The organism is Streptomyces sp. NPDC006296 (genome assembly GCF_040613235.1).
Classification (GTDB): Bacteria; Actinomycetota; Actinomycetes; order Streptomycetales; family Streptomycetaceae; genus Streptomyces.
This window is the reverse complement of sequence record NZ_JBEXRT010000068.1, coordinates 1-19,811: the sequence shown is the minus strand read 5'-3', so window position 1 is coordinate 19,811 and position 19,811 is coordinate 1. Positions and strand designations below refer to the sequence as shown.

Annotated in this window: 11 protein-coding genes and 1 pseudogene; 5 read left to right on the top strand and 7 right to left on the bottom strand. The window is 72.9% G+C overall.

Features of this window, described 5'->3' with window-relative positions; genetic code table 11:
- Positions 1 to 125: 125 nt before the first annotated feature.
- The 5 genes from sucD to ABZ172_RS29190 form a co-directional block, all read right to left on the bottom strand.
- Entirely contained in the window at positions 126 to 1,010 is an 885-nt protein-coding gene (gene sucD / locus ABZ172_RS29210) for a succinate--CoA ligase subunit alpha (RefSeq protein WP_356737463.1), read from the bottom strand.
- Between the two features lie 21 nt (positions 1,011 to 1,031).
- A complete protein-coding gene (gene sucC / locus ABZ172_RS29205; protein WP_356888215.1) occupies positions 1,032 to 2,213 on the bottom strand; it encodes an ADP-forming succinate--CoA ligase subunit beta in 1,182 nt (393 codons plus the stop codon).
- A 751-nt stretch (positions 2,214 to 2,964) separates the two neighbouring features.
- Positions 2,965 to 4,170, bottom strand: coding sequence for a VWA domain-containing protein (locus ABZ172_RS29200; protein WP_356888217.1), 1,206 nt, complete (start codon positions 4,168 to 4,170; stop codon positions 2,965 to 2,967).
- 38 nt (positions 4,171 to 4,208) lie between these two features.
- The gene (locus ABZ172_RS29195; RefSeq protein WP_356888213.1) at positions 4,209 to 6,521 is read right to left on the bottom strand and encodes a DUF5682 family protein; all 2,313 of its coding nucleotides are present in this window, start codon (positions 6,519 to 6,521) and stop codon (positions 4,209 to 4,211) included.
- The gene (locus tag ABZ172_RS29190; protein ID WP_356888211.1) at positions 6,518 to 7,630 is read right to left on the bottom strand and encodes an AAA family ATPase; all 1,113 of its coding nucleotides are present in this window, start codon (positions 7,628 to 7,630) and stop codon (positions 6,518 to 6,520) included. The genes ABZ172_RS29195 and ABZ172_RS29190 overlap by 4 nt, the downstream gene beginning before the upstream one ends.
- A gap of 161 nt (positions 7,631 to 7,791) precedes the next feature.
- On the opposite strand from ABZ172_RS29190, the gene ABZ172_RS29185 reads away from it, so the two are divergent.
- Positions 7,792 to 8,931 carry a hypothetical protein gene (locus ABZ172_RS29185; protein ID WP_356888209.1) on the top strand — a complete coding sequence of 380 codons (1,140 nt, stop codon included), beginning with the start codon at positions 7,792 to 7,794 and terminating at the stop codon, positions 8,929 to 8,931.
- Between the two features lie 443 nt (positions 8,932 to 9,374).
- Positions 9,375 to 11,183: a DUF5691 domain-containing protein gene (locus tag ABZ172_RS29180; RefSeq protein WP_356888207.1), complete on the top strand. Its 1,809-nt coding sequence runs from the start codon at positions 9,375 to 9,377 to the stop codon at positions 11,181 to 11,183.
- A gap of 198 nt (positions 11,184 to 11,381) precedes the next feature.
- Here ABZ172_RS29180 and ABZ172_RS29175 read toward each other — a convergent pair whose 3' ends face one another.
- Positions 11,382 to 11,795, bottom strand: coding sequence for a cobalamin B12-binding domain-containing protein (locus ABZ172_RS29175; protein WP_356888205.1), 414 nt, complete (start codon positions 11,793 to 11,795; stop codon positions 11,382 to 11,384).
- A gap of 342 nt (positions 11,796 to 12,137) precedes the next feature.
- On the opposite strand from ABZ172_RS29175, the gene ABZ172_RS29170 reads away from it, so the two are divergent.
- Together ABZ172_RS29170 and ABZ172_RS29165 are read left to right on the top strand one after the other, a co-directional pair.
- Positions 12,138 to 13,166, top strand: coding sequence for an alpha/beta fold hydrolase (locus ABZ172_RS29170; RefSeq protein WP_356888203.1), 1,029 nt, complete (start codon positions 12,138 to 12,140; stop codon positions 13,164 to 13,166).
- A 396-nt stretch (positions 13,167 to 13,562) separates the two neighbouring features.
- A complete protein-coding gene (locus ABZ172_RS29165) occupies positions 13,563 to 15,326 on the top strand; it encodes a M23 family metallopeptidase (RefSeq protein ID WP_356888201.1) in 1,764 nt (587 codons plus the stop codon).
- Between the two features lie 249 nt (positions 15,327 to 15,575).
- Here the strand turns inward: ABZ172_RS29165 and pcrA are convergent, their stop codons facing one another.
- Positions 15,576 to 18,014 (bottom strand): DNA helicase PcrA, encoded by a 2,439-nt coding sequence (pcrA, locus tag ABZ172_RS29160; RefSeq protein ID WP_356888199.1) that lies wholly within the window; start codon positions 18,012 to 18,014, stop codon positions 15,576 to 15,578.
- 614 nt (positions 18,015 to 18,628) lie between these two features.
- Between pcrA and ABZ172_RS29155 the strand changes: the two are divergent.
- A pseudogene (locus tag ABZ172_RS29155) lies at positions 18,629 to 19,747 on the top strand (NlpC/P60 family protein); the annotation flags it as partial.
- Between the last annotated feature and the right edge of the window lie 64 nt (positions 19,748 to 19,811).

The window sequence follows — 19,811 nt, the reverse complement described above, 5'->3', positions numbered from 1 at the left end:
CGAAGCGCTCGGGGTCGAACGCGGCGGGCTCCGGCTTCAGCAGGTTCTCGCGCTCGGCGAAGAACTCGTCGTTGGCCGCGATGACGCCCGCGCCGTTTCCGCTGTGTGCGGTGACGCCGGAGCGGTCAGCCGCCGAGGATCTCGCGCGCCAGCTTGGCGGTCTCGGTCGGCGTCTTGCCGACCTTCACGCCTGCGGCCTCAAGGGCCTCCTTCTTGGCCGCGGCCGTGCCCGAGGAGCCGGAGACGATGGCGCCGGCGTGGCCCATGGTCTTGCCCTCGGGCGCGGTGAAGCCCGCGACGTAGCCGACGACCGGCTTCGTGACGTTCTTCGCGATGTAGTCGGCGGCACGCTCCTCGGCGTCGCCACCGATCTCGCCGATCATCACGATGAGGTCGGTCTCGGGGTCCGCCTCGAACGCCGCGAGGGCGTCGATGTGCGTGGTGCCGATGACCGGGTCGCCACCGATGCCGACGGCGGACGAGAAGCCGATGTCACGGAGCTCGTACATCATCTGGTAGGTCAGCGTGCCGGACTTGGACACGAGACCGATGCGGCCGGGCTTGGTGATGTCGCCCGGGATGATGCCGGCGTTGGACTGGCCGGGGGTGATGAGACCGGGGCAGTTCGGGCCGATGATCCGGGTCTTGTTGCCCTTCGAACCGGCGTACGCCCAGAAGGCGGCCGAGTCGTGGACCGCGATGCCCTCGGTGATCACGACGGCCAGCGGGATCTCGGCGTCGATCGCCTCGACGACGGCGGCCTTCGCGAAGGCCGGCGGCACGAAGAGGACGGACACGTCGGCGCCGGTCTTCTCCATCGCCTCGGCGACGGATCCGAACACGGGTACCTCGGTGCCGTCGAAGTCGACGGAGGTGCCCGCCTTGCGGGGGTTCACGCCACCGACGATGTTGGTGCCGTCGGCCAGCATGAGCTTGGTGTGCTTCATGCCCGTGGCGCCGGTCATCCCCTGGACGATGACCTTGCTGTCCTTGGTGAGGAAGATAGCCATGGTGTTGGAGTCCCTCGTCCCTTACTTCGCAGCCGCGGCGAGCTCGGCGGCCTTGTCGGCCGCGCCGTCCATGGTGTCCACACGCTGAACCAGCGGGTGGTTGGCGTCGGAGAGGATCTTGCGACCCAGCTCCGCGTTGTTGCCGTCGAGGCGCACGACCAGCGGCTTGGTGACGTCCTCGCCCTTGGACTTGAGCAGTTCCAGGGCCTGCACGATGCCGTTGGCGACCTCGTCGCAGGCGGTGATGCCACCGAAGACGTTGACGAAGACGGACTTGACGTCCGGGTCGCCGAGGATGATCTCCAGGCCGTTCGCCATGACCTCGGCGGAGGCGCCGCCCCCGATGTCGAGGAAGTTGGCGGGCTTCACGTTGCCGTGCTGCTCACCGGCGTACGCGACGACGTCCAGGGTCGACATGACCAGACCGGCACCGTTACCGATGATGCCGACCTCGCCCTCGAGCTTGACGTAGTTGAGGTTCTTGGCCTTGGCAGCGGCCTCCAGCGGGTTAGCCGCGGCCTTGTCCTCAAGGGCCTCGTGGCCGGGCTGACGGAAGTCGGCGTTCTCGTCGAGAGACACCTTGCCGTCCAGCGCCAGGATGCGGCCGTCCTTGGTCTTCACCAGGGGGTTGACCTCGACGAGGAGCGCGTCCTCGGCGACGAAGGTGTCCCACAGGGTCACCATGGCCTCGGCGACACCCTCGGCCACCTCGGCCGGGAACTTCGCCAGGGCCACGATCTCGCGGGCCTTCTCGATGTCGACGCCGTCGACGGCGTTGACCGGGACCTTCGCGAGGGCCTCGGGAGTCTTCTCCGCGACCTCCTCGATGTCCATGCCGCCCTGCACCGAGGCCATGGCGAGGAAGGTGCGGTTGGTGCGGTCGAGGAGGTACGAGACGTAGTACTCCGCCTCGATCTCCGGGGACAGCTCGGCGATCATCACCTTGTGGACCGTGTGGCCCTTGATGTCCATGCCGAGGATGTCGGTCGCGCGAGCGACCGCCTCGTCCGCGTCCGCCGCCAGCTTGACGCCGCCGGCCTTGCCGCGGCCGCCGACCTTCACCTGCGCCTTGACGACGGACTTGCCGCCCAGCCGCTCGGTCGCCTCGCGGGCTGCCTCAGGCGTGTCGATGACTTCACCGGCCAGCACCGGTACACCGTGCTTGGCGAAGAGGTCCCTCGCCTGGTACTCGAACAGGTCCACGCGCGTCCGTCCCTTTTAGTGGTCTCGCGGTTCGTTTTCTGCGTGGGCGTGCCGCGAGGGCAACGTGACTGCGCAGTCACAAGGGAGGCGCACACGGAGACCCGGTACGCGGCATGTCCATCCGGCAGGTTATCCCCGCGCCGCGCCGGACCCTAAATTGCACATCACACCTGAGCGGTGATACCCGTCACAGACTGTGCTGGTGGCCGGGGTGCGAAGGACAGAACGGTGCGTCGGCGACGCGGGCCGGGCCGTCCGGGGCGAGGGCACGGACCGGGCTCGGCCGGACGCGCGGCCCGTCCCCGGCCAGGCACGCGGACCGGCTCGGCCGGCACCGTCCGAGCCCGGCCCCTGACCGCCGCCGCTCATCGGGGTCGTGACGGCGTCCGGTCGTGCCGCACCACTGTGCGCGCCACCACACGTCCCGCCCGGTAGCGCCGCACAGGCTCCGCCGCAGCCGGACGTGTCCGGCCAGGACGTGCCCGGCTCGGCCGAGCCCGGCCCCTGACCGTCGCCGCGCACCCCGGTCGTGACCGTGCCCGCTGGTACCGCCCTGGGCCCGCGTCCAGGGGCGGGCCCCGTCCTCCGTCCGGGCTGCGTCATCCGCCGGCCGATCACCAGCAGGGGCCGTTCACCCACCGGCGACGTTCACCCCCGGGGACGTTCCCTCCCCCGAGGCAGGGTCGGTTCACCGACCCTGGCCGGGACCGATCACCCACCAGGCCCGTTCACCCACCGTGGCCAGGACCGATCACCCGCCGGGGGAGGGATCGGGGACCGGCAGGGGCCGTTTCTCGATCGCGGCCGCCATGACCTCGGGGAAGTGGTCGGGCGTGCAGGCGAAGGCCGGGGCGCCGAGCGCCGCCAGCGCCGCCGCGTGCGCACGGTCGTACGAAGGGGTTCCCTCGTCGGACAGGGCCAGCAGGGCCACGAACTGCGCACCGGAGGCCTTCATCGCGGCGGCCCGCTCGACCATCTCGTCGTGGATCCCTCCTTCGTGGAGATCACTGACGAGGACGACGACGGTGTCGGCCGGACGGGTGATCCTGGACTGGCAGTAGGCGAGCGCGCGGTTGATGTCCGTACCGCCGCCGAGCCGGGTGCCGAACAGGACGTCCACCGGGTCGTCGAGCTGGTCGGTGAGGTCGACGACGGCCGTGTCGAACACCACGAGACGGGTGTTCAGGGTCCGCATCGAGGCGAGCACCGCCCCGAAGACGGCGGCGTGGACGACCGAGGCGGCCATCGAGCCCGACTGGTCGACGCAGAGGATCACGTCCTTCCGCACCGACCGGTCCGCGCGCCCGTACCCGACGAGACGCTCGGGGATCACCGTGCCGTGCCCCTCCCGGCCGGGGAGGGACACGTGGTTCCCGAGGTTGGCCCGGATCGTGCGGTCCCAGTCGATGTCACGGTGGCGCGGCCGGCCGGTCCTGGCGGAGCGGTCGAGGGCGCCGGTCAGCGTCGCCCTGGTGCGGGTGGCGAGCCGGCGCTCCAGATCGTCGACGACCTTGCGCACGACGGCGCGGGCCGTCTCCTTCGTGGTCTCAGGCATCGCCTTCGTCAGCGAGAGCAGCGTGCCGACCAGGTGGACGTCGGGTTGGACCGCGTCGAGCATCTCCGGCTCCAGCAGCAGCTCGGAGAGCCCGAGCCGGTCCATCGCGTCGCGCTGCATGACCTGGACGACGGAGGCCGGGAAGTACGTACGGATGTCGCCGAGCCAGCGGACCACGGCCGGGGCGGAGGCACCGAGGCCCGCGGAACGCTCGGCTCCGCCCCGGCTGCCCGGCTTCGTGCCACCGTCGTAGAGCGCGGCCAGTGCTGCGTCCACCGCCTCGTCGCGCCCGCCGAGCGCGCTGCCGGTGCTCTCGGCGCTCTCCGCACCGAGCACCATGCGCCAGCGCCGCACCCGCTCCTCCTCGGCTGGAGTTCCTCCGCCGCCACGGGCCTTCTCCATCGTCCTCTTCTCCCTCTCCGTGTCCTCCCGGGCGGTGCTCATCGGCCCGTCCTCGGCTCCGCCGGTGTGCCGGGGCCGAGCAGCAGGCGCAGCACCGGGAGCACCGCGTCCGCCCGCTCCCCGTCGAGCCCCTCGCCGAAGCCCGGGGCGGCGGGCACGCTTTCCTCCGGGGTCGCGCCGGGGCCGGGCCCGCGGCGGACGAGCTCGCCCAACGCCCGCCGCACACCGGGCTCGCAGACGGAGAACGAGCGACGCAACAGGGGCAGTACGTCGTCGAAGGCGGCGGAGGGTATGTCCGTCAGCCAGGTGTCGACGAGCGCGAGCAGGCGTTCGTCGTGGACGAGCAGCAGACCGCCTCCCGTCGCTCCGCCGATGAACCCCTCGATCCAGGCGGCCCCGTCGGCCGGTGCCGTGCCCGGCGAGAGGACCGGCTCCATCAGCCGGGCGGTCTCGCCCGGGGCCAGGTGTCCGCCGTCGAGCAGCAGGCGTGCCGCGCGGCCCCGGATCACCCCGGCGACGGTGTCCCCGGCGGCGAGCCTGCGCAGGACGCCGGTCCACCGCTCGGGCAGTCCGTCCGCCCGCACCGCGCCGGTGAGCAGCCCGACCGCCGTGTGCACCCCGTCCACCCGGCGGTGCGCCTCCGCGGCCGCGTCCGCGTCGAGGCCGGTGCAGGCCGGCGGCAGGCCCACGCAGACGCGCTCGGCGAGGCCGACGGCGACCTCCCCCAGGGCGGCGGTGTCGGTGGCGCGTACGTCGCCGTACCGCAGGGAGCGGGCCAGGGCGGGCAGCGCGTCGGCGAGGTGGCCGACGTCCGCGTCGAGGGCGGCACGGTCCGCGAGGGCCCGCATCACCACGGGCAGGACCTCGGACAGACCCGCCAGGAGGCACCGCTCGGCGAGCGCGGTGACCCCGGCGAGCGAGGATGCCGCCACGGCGTCCGCCTCGGCCCTGGCGGTGGCGGCGCCGAGCACGGTGGTGCCCCACACACCGGCCTCGGCGGTCCGGACGAACAGCTCGGGCTCCCAGTGCAGCCGCCAGCTCTCCCTGAAGGTGCCGGTGCTCCCCCGGCCCGCGATGGGCTCGCCCCAGTGCACGCCGAGCAGCCGCAGCCGGTGCAGGAGCCGGCTGCGGGCCGCGTCGGTGTCCTTGCGCAGGTCGAGCTCCAGCTCGCGCCTCGCGGCCTCGGGCCGGAGCCTCAGCGTGCGCTGCTGCCGGTCCAGATCACGCTGGAGGGGGACGGCCGGGGCGGTCTCCGGGACCTCGCCGAGGGCCTCCCCGACGACGAGCCGGTCGCGCACGAGGGCGAGCGGCACGTCGGACCCTTCGCACAGGACGGCCCTGACGGCATCGGTGGCCTCGGTCAGGCCGACGGCCGGCCGGCCCCTCAGCGCCGCCAGGGTCCCGGCGAGCCGGACCGCCTCGATGACGTCCGCCGGGGACACCGTCCTGTCCGTGTCGCGCAGCAGTCCGGCCACCTTCGTCATCCAGCGCTCCACGGGCCGGTCCGGTGCGTCGAAGAGGTGGCCGTACCAGCCGGGGGACTCGATCCCCGCGCCGTACCCGCTGTGCCGGGCGAGCCGTTGAGGGGTCCAGGGCACCCAGGTCAGCTCCACCCTCACCCGGGGCAGCCCCTTGAGGAGCGCCCGGTCGGCGGCGACCGTCGTCCTCGTGTGGAGCGCGGGGACGTGCCACGCGCCGCAGACCACGGCGATGTGCTCGCCGAACTCCTTGCGGGCGGCGCGCAGCCGGAGCCGCATGCAGGCCTCCCGGACGGCGTCGTACGGGTGGCCTCCGTCCCCGTACGCCTCGCGCAGCGCGGTCATCGCCTCGGCGAGCGTGGCGAACGGGGCCAGCGGGCCGGCCGGCCCGCCGTCCGCCCCGCGGTGCTCGACGGCGTCCTCCCACCAGCGCTCGGGGTCGTCGTAGCCCGCGGCCCCGGCGAGGACTCCGATCGGATCGATGCCCCGGCCGCCGCCCGCGGCGTCCCCCTCCGGGTCCGCCAGGGCAGGCGACTGGGCGGCGGGCAGGTCCACGAAGCGCACGGGGATCCCGTGGGACGAGGCCCAGCGGATGGCCACCCACTCGGGCGAGAAGTGCGCCATCGGCCAGAACGCGGCGCGGCCGGGGTCGTCGACGGCGTGGGCGAGGAGCGCGACCGGCGGGCGCATCCGGGGGTGGGCGGCGAGCGGCAGCAACGCGTCGCCCTCGGGGGGCCCTTCGACGAGGACGGCGTCCGGCCGGGCGTGGTCCAGGGCGGCCAGGACCGCGCGTGCGGAGCCCGGTCCGTGGTGGCGCACCCCGAGCAGCAGCGGTCCCCCGGAGGGGGCGGTCCCGCCGCTGCGGGGTGTCATACGGCGGCCTCGCGGCAGGCCCGGTAGAAGTCCTGCCAGCCGTCGCGCTCCCGGACGACCGTCTCGACGTACTCCTGCCAGACCAGGCGGTCGGCCGCGGGGTCGCGGACGACGGCCCCGAGGATGCCGGCCGCCACGTCCCCGGGGCGCAGGACCCCGTCGCCGAAGTGTGCGGCGAGCGCGAGACCTCCGGTGACGACGGAGATCGCCTCGGCCGTGGACAGCGTCCCGGACGGTGACTTGAGCCGGGTGCGGCCGTCCGTGGTGACGCCGTCCCGCAGCTCGCGGAAGACCGTGACGACGCGCCGGATCTCGGCCGCGCCGTCGGGGGCCGGGGGCAGATCGAGCGCGTGGCCGATCTGGGCGACGCGGCGGGACACGATGTCCACCTCGACCTCGGGGGTCGCGGGCAGCGGCAGGACGACGGTGTTGAACCGGCGGCGCAGGGCGCTGGAGAGCTCGTTGACCCCGCGGTCACGGTCGTTCGCCGTGGCGACGAGGTTGAACCCCCGGACCGCCTGGACCTCTTGTCCGAGCTCGGGGACCGGGAGCGTCTTCTCCGACAGGGTCGTGATGAGCGCGTCCTGCACGTCGGCGGGGATGCGGGTCAGCTCCTCGACCCGGACGGTCATGCCCTCGGCCATGCCCCGCATGACCGGGCTCGGCACCAGCGCCTCACGGCTGGGTCCGTGCGACAGCAGCTGGGCGTAGTTCCATCCGTAGCGGACCGCTTCCTCGGGGGTGCCCGCGGTGCCCTGGACGAGCAGGGTCGAGTCCCCGCTGACGGCTGCGGCGAGGTGTTCGGACAGCCAGGTCTTGGCGGTCCCCGGCACACCGAGGAGGAGCAGCGCCCGGTCCGTGGCGAGCGTCGTCACGGCGACCTCGACGAGACGGCGCGGGCCCACGTACTTCGGCGTGATCAGGGTGCCGTCGGGGAGCGTCCCGCCGAGCAGATAGGTGGAGACGGCCCAGGGCGAGAGCTTCCAACGGGCCGGTCTGGGCCGGTCGTCGGCGACGGCAAGCGCTTCGAGCTCATGGGCGAAGGCCTGCTCGGCGTGCGGCCTCAGGGCTTCGCGGCCGGCTGCGTCGGTCTGTACGGACACGGTCATGGATCCCCCTCCGGATCGGTCGACCCGATGCGTTTTCCACGGTGCACCACGCCACTGACAATCGGTCCGGGCAGCTGGCCGGGACGACTCTCGGACGGACGCGGAACCGGTGCCCCGGGCCGGTCCGGAGCCTCGTGAGCAGCGGCCGGAGCCGATTGTCAGTGGTGCCCTCTACCGTCGGTCCCATGGTGCTATCTCACGGGGGAGAACCCTGGTGCTCCGACCGGACGGTGGGACACCGGACGACGGGACGCGCGGTTCCGGACCGCGGTCCTGAGGGAGAGTCACGTCTGCCCGGCGACGGGCCCGGCCCAGCGGCGGCGTCCCGCGGATCGGCGGGACGTGCGGCGGCCCGGCGCGCCGAGCGCAGGGCCGAGCGGGTCACGGGCGGCGCACAGGAGTTGGAGCAACGCCTCGCCGATCTGCTGCGGGGCGGGCTCACGGCAGCCGGCCGGCCGGGGCACGGGCTGTGGGAGGAAACGGCCGCCCGGATGGTCGATGCGCAGGCCCCGGGACTCGCGGGCCGGGTCAGGGAGTTGGACTCGATACCGGCGTCGGGGGCCGGCTGGCCCGCCCGGCTGCTGGAGGAGTGCGCTCTGCTGCACCTGCTGGACTCGGCCTGGCTGGGGCTCGACCGGCTGTCCGGCCCGCTGGCGGCCACCGTCCTCACGAGGGTGGGGCTGACCGGCTCCGCCGAGGGGCCGGCCGTGCGCGACCACTGGCTGGTGCTCGCCCGGTACGACACCCCGGACGGCAGAATCGTCACCCGCCGCACCTGGCTGCACGGCGCTGGTTCGGGGCGCATCGCCCTGCTGTTGTCCTACGGCGCCCCGGGTCGCGCCCCGGCCCACGCACTGCAGGTGGGTGCCGTGATCGACGCCGAGGTGACCCCCTATCCGGGCGGCGGAGGGCTGCGGGTGGAGCTGGGAGCCCGGTTCGGGGAGCCTGCCGTCCCGGCGGCACCGCCGCCGGGCGGGACGGCGGCGGACGCCGTCGCCGCCTATGGGCACGCGCTGCGGGACGATCCCTGGCTCGACGCCTGGCCGGCCGTTCTGCGCGAGGTCGTGCCCGCGCCCTCCGCGGACGGCTGGCACTTGGTCGGCGTTGTGGACGGGTCCGCCCTGCCGGTGGCATCCCCGGCGCTGTCCCGGCCGGGGTGGTGGAAGCTCGTGGCGCTCTCCGGGGGCGGGCCCCTGACGGTGTTCGGCGAGTGCGGACACCGGGGTTTCGACCCGCTCGCCACCTGGTGCTCCGACGCCTCCGACGGCGTGGGACCGAGCACGGCCGTGGCGCTCACCTGACGCGGCGCGGACGCGCGGGCCCCTGCGCCCCCACGGGCCCGCAACCCTCTCCGATGTCCGACGCACCGCGCGCCCGTCTCTCCACGGCGCCGAGGCCCCCTGCCGAGCGCACCACCACTCCCCCGCCCTGGCCGCTGCCTCCCGGACGGCCGCAATCCGCCCCGGCCGATCCCTTCGGCCTCACCCCCACAGCCGCTCCCGGTCCGCCGACCTCACCGCACGCCTCGACTCCCCGGCATCGACGACCCCGCCCCGACGACCCTGCGTCCAAGACCTCCGGCCCGGACCCCGGACAGGACCACCGGACCACTGCAACGCCGGACCACCGCCCGACCGACCCACCGGCCCGAAGCCCCACGGACCCACAGACCTACGGCCCCCAGACCCACCGACCCACCGGAGCGTCGAACCACAGCAACACCGGACCAGCGGGAAGGAATCCGATGCCCCTCACCGTCACCACGACCGGCGTGTCCGTGCGCGCCTCATGGGAGGACCTGGTCACCTCGGCACTGCTCGGGACCGATCGGCGACCTCTCCGTACGGAGGACGGAGCCCTGGTCGGCCCCGCCGCCCTGCTCGGCACGGCCGCGACGCACACGGTGCGCCGCAGGGCCGCCCTGCGTCCGGCCACCGGGACCGCCCTGCCCGCGCCCGCACCGGCCGATCTCCGGCCGCCGCTGCCCGTCGCCGCTCGGCGCCGGCTCGCCCAGTTGCTCGCCGACCGTTCGGCACCGTCCGGTGGCGGGCGTCGGGGAGCGGCCCCGGATCTCACCGAGCTGATCCCCCAGTGGCTGGCCTCCGCCGGTGCGCACGGCTACCGCGCTCCGGCGGAGCTGCTGCCCGCGCTGCTGGACGCGGCGAGGGCCCGTACGGATCTGCGTCCGCACGTCCTGGCGTTCGCCGGACCGCGCGGTCTCTGGCTGGCCGGGCTGAATCCGGAGTGGAGGTTCGCGTTGCGCGCCTCGTCACGAGGGGTGCGGCGGCCGGACACGGCGGATCCGGAGGCCGTGCGGCAGCTCTGGGCGGAAGGGCTCTTCGCCGAGCGGGTCGCGCTGCTCGGGACCGTGCGGGAGCAGGATCCCGACGGGGCGCGCTCGTTGCTCGCCTCCACGTGGTCCTCCGAGCGGGCCGAGGACCGGCTGATGTTCCTCGACTCCCTGCGCTCCGGTCTGTCGGCGGCCGACGAGCCCTTCCTGGAGGCGGCGCTGACGGACCGCAGCCGCAACGTGCGCGCCACGGCTGCGGAACTGCTCTCCGCCCTGCCCGGTTCCGCGCTCGCCCGCCGGATGGCGGACCGTGCCACCACCTGTGTGAATCCCGACCGCACGGGGGGCGCCGTGTCCATCGCCGTGGAGGCTCCGCACCAGTGCGACGCCGCGATGCTGCGCGACGGTGTGGTGCCGGGGCCGCCTTCGGGGCGCGGGGAACGCTCGTGGTGGCTGGGCCAGTTGGTGGAGGCCACCCCCCTCGGTGTCTGGCGCGAGCGGTTCGGCAGCCGGACGGCCCACGAGCTCGTGGCTCTGCCGGTCGCCGACGGCTGGGCCGGTGAGCTGCACGCCGCCTGGTGCAGGGCCGCCGTGCGACAGCACGATCCCGACTGGGCGCGGGCGCTGCTCGGCACCCCGTCGATACCGCCGGCGGACGGCCCCGGGACGGCGTCGCTGGCGGAGCGGTCGAAGCTCCTCGCCGCTCTGCCGCCTTCCGAACGGGCTCTCTGGGTCGCCGACTTCATCGCCGCGCACGGTCTGTCCGAGGCCTTCCAACTCCTCGGCGTCTGCTCGGTGCCCTGGGACGCGCCGCTCGGCCGGTCGGTGGTCGACGCGCTGGACATCGCCCGGGACGCGGGGAGCTACCCCTGGAGCTTCAGCGGGGTGATGGGCCTGGCCGAGCGCTGCCTGGACCCGGCCGAGGCGGACCGCCTCGCGGTCCTCACCACCACCCCGGACGAGCCGGAAGGCGCCTCGCCGGGTGCGGGTGGCTACTGGTCGGAGGCGTTCCAGCGCCTGGTGTCCACCCTGCGTCTGCGCGCCTCCATGGAAACCGAGCTGTCCCAGGACGAGCTACCGCCCCGGGCCGCCGAGCTGCCCCAGCACGGACAACCGCCCCGGACCGCCGAGCTGCCCCAGCACGGGCAACCGCCCCGGGGGATAGGCCAGTCCCGGGTCACCGGGCTGTCCCGGGCGGCCGGACCACCCCGGGCAGCCGAACCGTCCCGTGAGGCGGGCCGGTCCCAGGACGACGCGGAGTGACCGCGAGGAGTGACGCGAAGCCACCATGCGGGCCGACGGGCCCGGAGAGCCGCGGAAACCTCCACGGACGGACGGCGGTCCCGGGCCTCATCAGGCGGACAGCGTGCTCAGGCTCCGCAGACCGACAGCGGGCTCGGGCCCCCGCAGGCTGACGGCGGACTGACGGCGGGCTCAAGCCTCAGCAGACCGACGGCCGGCTCAGGCCCCCGCGGGCTGACGGACGTGCGCGTTCACCCAGTCGACGATCGAGGCCGTCGTCGCACCCGGGGTGAAGATCTCCGCGACACCCTGCTCCTTCAGCGGAGCGATGTCCGCCTCGGGGATGATGCCGCCGCCGAACACCTTGATGTCCTCCGCGTCGCGCTCCTTCAACAGCTCGATGACCTTGGCGAAGAGCGTGTTGTGCGCCCCGGAGAGGATCGAGAGGCCGATGGCGTCGGCGTCCTCCTGGATCGCCGTGTCCACGATCTGTTCGGGGGTCTGGTGGAGCCCCGTGTAGATGACCTCCATGCCGGCGTCCCGCAGGGCTCGCGCGATCACCTTGGCCCCGCGGTCATGGCCGTCGAGCCCCGGCTTGGCCACCACCACACGGATAGGACCGGTCACACCCATCAAAGCCTCCACATGCGTCTGCCGCGCCCAAAGGGCCGGCGATGTGAACGAACGTTATCCACAGCATCCCGCACGGCGCCGTTTCGCGGTGGACCGGGAGGGGGAAATCACACAGAGGACACCATCACCGGCGGAGTTCCCGGCATCGAGCGACCTGCGGGACGCGCGGGGATCGCCGCCGGAGAGCCGCAACGAGGTCGTCGTACCACCGTGCCGTCAGCCGCACGGCACGGTGGTACGACCCCCGGCGCACCAGGGTCGCCGATCGTCCTCCGCGGCAGTCCGTGCGGACACGCGGGGCAGGAAGCCGCCTCTCCCGCGTGCCAGTGGAGGAGGTCGGCCATGAAGGTCCTGCCTTTCCTTCCCCTGCTGCTGCGCGGGCCGTGCCTGCGCCCCGGCCGACTGTCGTCCACGCTGATCAGAGCCACCGCGCTGGAGCTGGTCGTCCTCGCCGGGCACGTGCTCGTCTACCCGTCCGGCCTCACCCCGCAGCGCCGGCCGCCCACTCCCCGACCCGCCCCGCACACAGACGCCGAGACCCGGGCGGACACCGCGACCCGGGCGGACGCCGCGACCCACGCGATCACCGAGACCGCACCAGGCACCGCACCGGCAACCAGCACCGCCGCCACCGGCACCACGGGCAGCACCGGCACCGGGACGGGGGACGGTCCCGGCGGGGTCGCCCGGCCGCCGGACACGAGAGCCGCGACCGTCCTGCCCGTCGCGGCCGACGACCGCCCGCCCGTCGTCCTGCTGCACGGTCTCGTCGACAACCGCTCGGTCTTCGTCCTGCTCCGCCGCTCTCTGGCCCGGCACGGCTGGCGACGCCTGGAGTCGCTCAACTACTCGCCCCTGACCAGCGACATCCGCGCGGCGGCCGCGTTGCTCGACCGCCATGTGGAGGAGATCTGCGCCCGGACCGGGCACCACGAGGTCGATGTCGTCGGTCACAGTCTCGGCGGGCTGATCGCCCGGTACTACGTCCAACGGCTCGGCGGTGACCGCCGGGTGCGCACGCTCGTCACCCTCGGCACCCCGCACGGCGGCACCGCGGCGGTCCCGCTGGCCGGCGCGCACCCCATCGTCCGCCAGATGCGCAGCGGTTCCCCGCTCATCGAGGAGCTACGCAGCCCCGCCCCGAGCTGCCGGACCCGGTTCGTCAGCTTCTGGAGCGAGCTGGACAGGGTGATGCTCCCCGTCGAGACCGCTTGCGTCGATCATCCCGACCTCGACGCGGTGAACGTGCGCGTCACCGGCATCGGCCATCTCGCCCTTCCCGTGCACCCCGCGGTCGCGTCGGCGATCCGGCAGGCACTCGAATCGGACGGCACGGCCGTCGACACGCCGGGAGCCGCCTCCGTCGCATGAGGTTTTCCTCGCACCGCAGCGTCACCGCACCTCCGCGTCTCCGACGTGAAGCGCCACCGCACCACAGCACCGTCGCACCACAACGTCACCGCGCCGTCGCACCACAACACCGGCGGGCCGTCGCAGCACCGAACCACCCGGAGCTTCACGCCTCGGCACCACCGCAGCACAGGCGTCGAGCGCGGCAGGGAATTAGAACGCGCTTCGAACATAGGGCCAAACCTGACTGAACGGTCCACCGAAAGGCGGCCGATTGCCCGTTTCCTGAGGGACTGAAAGCCGCCGAAGATTGTCGTCCTCGTCTACCGCCGGGTACAGTCGCGGCCACTGCTCACCCCCGGAGTCCCCCCACCGGACCCCGGAACTGGTCCTGCTGCCGAGGCGAGAGAGAAGTTGGTGAACGACCAGCACCCCCACGCCGGGCATGCCGGATACGACAGCGGTTCCACCGGCGGTTTCGACACCGATCCCCTCTTCGGGACTCTTCCCGGTCAGAACGACGGTAATCACGACACGACGTACGGCGGCGGTTACGCCCCGGCCTACGACGGCGGCTACGCCGGTTACGACAGCGGCCAGTGGGACACCGGAGCACACCAACAGGCCTCCTACGGCGCCTATGACGTCCAGGTCCACCCTCAGGCGGCCCAGGGTTACGACACCGGCACCTGGATGCCCGGGTCCGCGGCCCCGGCCGACGCGACGGGCCAGTGGGACACCAGCGGGTGGGACCACACCGGTCAGGCGGGTCAGTGGGCGGCCGGCGACACCGGCGCCTTCCCCACCACGACGTTCGACACCACGGCCTACGCGACCGGTTCCTTCAGCGCCCCCGCCTTCGAGACGGCGGGCTACGCGAGCTATGCGGCGGCCGACACCGGCACCTACGACGCCACCGCCTGGAACACCGGCGCCACGCCCGGGAGTGCGGCATACGCCCCCGAACAGACGTCGTATCCGTCACACGAACACCAGCCGGCGTCCTACGAGTCGTACGGCACGGCGGAGTTCACCTCGCTGGACGGCACCGGAGCCCTCGACCTCGGGGCCCACGACTTCGGGGCACACGATCCCGGCGCTCACGACCTCGGGGCCACCGGCTTCACGGCCGCCGACCTCGGCGCTCACGATTTCGGCGCTCACGACCTCGGCGGTCACGACTTCGGGGTCCACGATCCGGGCGCTCACGACATCGACGCCCACACCTCGCAGGACTCGCCCGGCACCCACGACCACGTCGCTACGGACGGGGCGGGAACGCCGGGCATCGACATGTACACGGACCTGTACGACGAGACGTCCGGGACCGGAGCCGAGGCGGAAGCCGGCGGGACCGCGTCCGATGGCGCGGACCTGGCCGTGGAGTCGCCCTCCGCAGGGGTCGCCGCACACCCCGTGGGCCGTTCCGCACGCGGTGGCAGCCGGGGCAGGCGCCGCACCCCCGCGAAGCGCTCCGCGCTCCTGACCGTCGCCGTCCCCTCCGCCTGCGTGATGAGCGTCGCGGGTATCGCCGCCGCCTCGGTGGGCGGTGCCGGCGGGGGCGAGGAGAAGAAGGACGACACCACGTCCATGGCGGCCGCGGACACCGTGAAGACGGCCGTGGCCAACAACAAGCTGGACACCCAGCTCGCCAACCTCAGCGCCGACGCGGAGAACTTCGCCGACCGCGCCAGCCGCACCCAGGAGCGCATCGACCTGAAGGAACGCCAGGTCGCCGAGAAGAAGAAGCGCGAGGAGGAGGCCGCACGCCGGGAGGCGGCGCGCCCCAAGTTCGTCCTGCCCGTGGCGCAGCACGGCCTCAGCGCCACCTACGGTCAGGCCGGTGTGAACTGGATGTCCGTGCACACGGGCATCGACTTCCCGGTCTCCTACGGCACCCCGGTGATGGCGGCGACCGACGGCACCGTCCGTACCCAGTGGAACAGTGCCTACGGGAACATGGCCATCGTCACCGCGGCCGACGGCACCGAGACCTGGTACTGCCACCTGAGCACCACCAAGATCCGTTCCGGCTCGGTCAAGGCCGGTGACGTCATCGCCTACTCGGGGAACTCCGGCAACTCCACCGGCCCGCACCTGCACTTCGAGGTGCGCCCCGGCGGCGGCTCGGCGATCGACCCGATGCCGTGGCTGCGCAGCCACGGTGTGAACCCGTACTGAGGGACCGGACAGCAGCACCGGGGGGACCGGGCGTCACGGCCCGGACTCCCCCGGCCCGCGCAGCCGGGCGACGCGGGCCCACGGAGCGAGGCCCTGCACCGGCCCGCGCAGCCGGTCCCTTCCCCGGTCCACGAAGCGGGGCCCTCCCCCGGCCCGCGAGGTCGGAGGCTCCCGCCCACCGGGTCGGAGTCCCCCGGGCCGGGTCAGGCCCGACCCGGACGGGTCAGGCCCTCCCGCACCGGCCGGGGATCAGAGCTTCTCGACCGGTGCGTACCGCAGCAGCAGCTTCTTCGGCCTCTCGTCGCCGAAGTCGACCGTCGCCTTGGCCTGGTCGCCGAAGCCCTCGACCGCCGTCACCGTGCCCAGCCCGAACTGGTCGTGAGTGACCCGGTCCCCGGCCACCAGGGTGACCACCGGCTTCTCGGAGCCGCGCCGGGTCGCGAACCCCGAGGGCCCCGACCTGGAGCGCGAGGACGACAGGGACGACGTGATGCCGGACGTCGGTCCCGCCGAGGCCGCCATGGGGCCCTTGCGCTTCCACTCCAGGTGCTGGTCCGGGATCTCCTCCAGGAACCGCGAGGGCGGGTTGTACGAGGGCTGGCCCCACGCACTCCGCATCGCGGCCCGGGTGAGGTAGAGGCGTTCGCGGGCGCGCGTGATGCCCACGTAGGCGAGCCGGCGCTCCTCCTCCAGTTCCTTCACCTGGCCGAGCGCGCGCATGTGCGGGAAGACACCGTCCTCCATGCCGGTCAGGAACACCACGGGGAATTCGAGGCCCTTGGCGGTGTGCAGGGTCATCAGCGTGACGACGCCGGAGCCGTCCTCGTCCTCGTCGGGGATCTGGTCGGCGTCGGCGACGAGCGCGACCTTCTCCAGGAACTCGGCGAGCGTGCCCGCGCCTTCCTCCTCCGCCCGCTCCTGCTCGAATTCGAGCGCGACGGAGGCGAGCTCCTGGAGGTTCTCGATGCGGGTCTCGTCCTGCGGGTCGGTGGACGCCTGGAGCTCGGCGAGGTAGCCGGTCCGCTCCATGACGGCCTCGACGACGACCGCAGGTCCCGCGCCGGACTCCACGATCGTGCGGAGCTCCTCCATCAGCGTGTTGAACCGCTTCACGGCGTTCGCCGACCGCGCGGCCATGCCGTACGCCTCGTCGACGCGGCGCAGCGCCTGCGGGAAGGAGATCTTCTCGCGCATCGAGAGGGCGTCGATCATCGCCTCGGCCCGGTCGCCGATGCCCCGCTTGGGGACGTTGAGGATGCGGCGCAGCGGGACGGTGTCCTCGGGGTTGGACAGCACCCGGAGGTAGGCCAGGACGTCCCGGACCTCCTTGCGCTCGTAGAAGCGCACCCCGCCGACGACCTTGTAGGGCAGCCCGACCCGGATGAAGATCTCTTCGAAGACCCGGGACTGGGCGTTCGTGCGGTAGAAGACGGCGACGTCACCCGCCTTGGCGTCCCCGGAGTCCGTCAGCCGGTCGATCTCCTCGGCGACGAACTGCGCCTCGTCGTGCTCGGTGTCGGCGACGTAGCCGGTGATCCGGGTGCCGGTGCCGGCGTTCGTCCAGAGGTTCTTGGGGCGGCGGCTCTCGTTGCGCTCGATGACGGCGTTGGCGGCCGACAGGATCGTCTGCGTGGAGCGGTAGTTCTGCTCCAGCATGATCGTCTTCGCGTCCGGGTAGTCCTCCTCGAACTGGAGGATGTTGCGGATGGTCGCACCGCGGAAGGCGTAGATCGACTGGTCCGCGTCGCCGACGACGCAGAGCTCGCCGGGGGCGTCGCCCTCGCCGGCCGGGCCGACGAGCTCGCGCACGAGGGTGTACTGGGCGTGGTTGGTGTCCTGGTACTCGTCGACCATGACGTGCCGGAAGCGACGGCGGTAGTGCTCGGCGACGTCGGGGAACGCCTGGAGCAGGTGGACCGTCGTCATGATGATGTCGTCGAAGTCCAGGGCGTTGGCCTCGCGCAGCCGCGCCTGGTAGAGCGCGTACGCCTGGGCGAGCGTCTTCTCGAACCCGTCGGCCGCCTGCCCCGCGAAGGTCTCCTCGTCGATCAGCTCGTTCTTGAGGTTCGAGACCTTCGCCGTGAACGACTTCGGCGGGTAGCGCTTCGGGTCGAGGTCCAGGTCGCGGCAGACCAGGGCCATCAGCCGCTTGGAGTCGGCGGCGTCGTAGATCGAGAACGACGAGGTGAAGCCCAGGCGCTTGGACTCCCGGCGCAGGATCCGCACACAGGCGCTGTGGAACGTCATGACCCACATGGCGTTGGCGCGCGGCCCGACGAGGTCCTCGACCCGCTCCTTCATCTCGCCCGCGGCCTTGTTGGTGAAGGTGATCGCGAGGATCTGCCCGGGGTGCACCCCGCGTTCGGCCAGGAGGTGAGCGATCCGGTGGGTGAGCACCCGGGTCTTGCCCGACCCCGCACCGGCCACGATGAGCAGCGGGGAGCCGGCGTGCACGACGGCGGCGCGCTGCTCGGTGTTCAGCCCGTCGAGCAGCGCCGCGGGGTCGACGACGGGGCGCGGGGCGCCGTCGCGGTAGTGGGCGTCGCGCGGCGGCGGAGGCGCGTCGAAGACGTCCTCGAAGAGGCCCTCCGGCACCGTGTCGGGTGCGTGCTCCTCGGGGGGCGGCGGCGGGCCGTCCTCCCCTTGCTGGAGGCCGGTCAGGAAACTGTCGTCAAAGAGGCTGCTCATCGCCTCACGAGTCTAAGGGCTGTCCCGTCATCCCTGGCGGGCGCGCGACGACGGCTACGGCACCTCGCCGCGTTGTCGGAACGCCCGAATACATCCAGTATGCGGACGTCCCTCCGCCTTGCGATGCACCGCATCCGACGCCGCGCGCTGATCCACCGGGGATGACGGGACAGCCCTTGGGCGGCCCCACCGACAGCTCGGGCCGCATCGGGGACAACGGCCCGGAACCGTACGCGCACCGGAACGGGGCACGCACCGAACGTGAGATTCCGGGCGCCGGTCCGGCCGGACGGACCTCCACCTGGAAAAGGTCACGAAAACGTATCGGGCATATCGAACATCAACCTTCACAGAGGCACCACGGGTTGGTTAGCGTGCGGGGACGGGTGACCCGTACCCCTTTGAGGCGAACCGCGCCGCTCGGGCACCCCCGCCGAATCCGTACTCCCCCGACGGGGAGCCCGGAACCGGGGACCCACGCGCAGCACCGGGGTGAACCGGCCCGTCCCGTCGGGCCGCAGGGCAGCCTTCCGTTCCGCCCGAACCCTCCCCCCGGTGCCTGAACGGCCTGGGGGGACCCCATCGCTACCCCGGTAGGCGGTCCACGGAAGGAGATGCCGGCCTTGGCATCGCATCGCAAGCCGCGCACCCGGGTGCGCACGAACCCTGCCGTGGGTCTCACGACCGCGGCGATCGCCTCCGTCACCCTGCTCTCCACGCAGAGCGCGACGGCCGCGCCCGCCGAGCCCAAGCCCGGCATCGTGGAAGTGCAGAAGAAGGTCGACGACCTCTACCGCCAGGCAGGCACGGCGACGCAGCGGTACAACAAGGCGAAGAGCGCGTCGGCCGAGCAGCGCTCCAAGGTCGACGCGCTGCTGGAGGCCGCGGCGAAGCGTGCCGACAAGCTGAACGAGACCCGCCGGGAGCTGGGCAGCTACGCGGCGGCGCAGTACCGCGGGGGCTCGGTCGGGCCGACCGCGACGTTCTTCCTGGCCGACGACCCGCAGTCGTACTTCGACCAGGACCAGTTGATGGCCCGGATGACCAGCCGGCAGCAGAAGGCGGTCGCCGACTTCCGCGCCCAGCAGAAGGAGGCCGCCGCCAAGCGCGTCGAGGCGACGAAGAGCCTGGAGAAGCTCACCGAGACGCAGGCATCCCTGCGCACCAGCAAGCAGCAGGTGCAGGCGAAGCTCACCGAGGCGCGCACGCTGCTGTCGAAGCTGACCGCCGAGGAGAAGGCGCGGCTGGCGGAGCTGGAGCGCAAGAAGGAGGCGGAGGCCGCGCGCAAGGCCGAGGAGCTGGCCAAGCAGCAGGCCCGGCAGGACAAGGCGACCGGAGGGGACGCTCCGAAGCCGCAGCAGGACAGCGGGTCCGACAGCGGTTACTCCTCGAAGGCGGAGGCGGTCCTCGCCTTCGCCCGCGCCCAGATCGGCAAGCCGTACGTGTGGGGGGCGACCGGCCCGTCCTCGTACGACTGCTCCGGGCTCACCCAGGCGGCCTGGCGGGCGGCCGGCGTCAGTCTGCCGCGCACCACCTGGGACCAGGTCGGGGTGGGCACCCGGGTCTCGACGGCGAACCTGCGACCGGGGGACCTGGTCTTCTTCTACGACGACATCAGCCACGTCGGCATCTACAAGGGCGACGGCATGATGATCCACGCGCCCAAGCCGGGGGCGTACGTCCGCGAGGAGTCGATCTACTACATGCCGATCTACGGCAGCGTGCGCCCGTCCTCGCTCGCGCCCTCGGCGGCGGTGCGCACGATGACGCCCGCGTCCTCGGGGACGATCTTCTTGA

What these genes read in the sequence shown, in the direction of transcription:
- ABZ172_RS29200 (WP_356888217.1), bottom strand. Translation starts at nt 4,170, where the DNA reads ATGGAGAAGGCCCGTGGCGGCGGAGGAACTCCAGCCGAGGAGGAGCGG.
- ABZ172_RS29195 (WP_356888213.1), bottom strand. Translation starts at nt 6,521, where the DNA reads ATGACACCCCGCAGCGGCGGGACCGCCCCCTCCGGGGGACCGCTGCTG.
- ABZ172_RS29170 (WP_356888203.1), top strand. Translation starts at nt 12,138, where the DNA reads ATGAAGGTCCTGCCTTTCCTTCCCCTGCTGCTGCGCGGGCCGTGCCTG.
- ABZ172_RS29190 (WP_356888211.1), bottom strand. Translation starts at nt 7,630, where the DNA reads ATGACCGTGTCCGTACAGACCGACGCAGCCGGCCGCGAAGCCCTGAGG.
- sucD (WP_356737463.1), bottom strand. Translation starts at nt 1,010, where the DNA reads ATGGCTATCTTCCTCACCAAGGACAGCAAGGTCATCGTCCAGGGGATG.
- ABZ172_RS29175 (WP_356888205.1), bottom strand. Translation starts at nt 11,795, where the DNA reads ATGGGTGTGACCGGTCCTATCCGTGTGGTGGTGGCCAAGCCGGGGCTC.
- pcrA (WP_356888199.1), bottom strand. Translation starts at nt 18,014, where the DNA reads ATGAGCAGCCTCTTTGACGACAGTTTCCTGACCGGCCTCCAGCAAGGG.
- ABZ172_RS29180 (WP_356888207.1), top strand. Translation starts at nt 9,375, where the DNA reads ATGCCCCTCACCGTCACCACGACCGGCGTGTCCGTGCGCGCCTCATGG.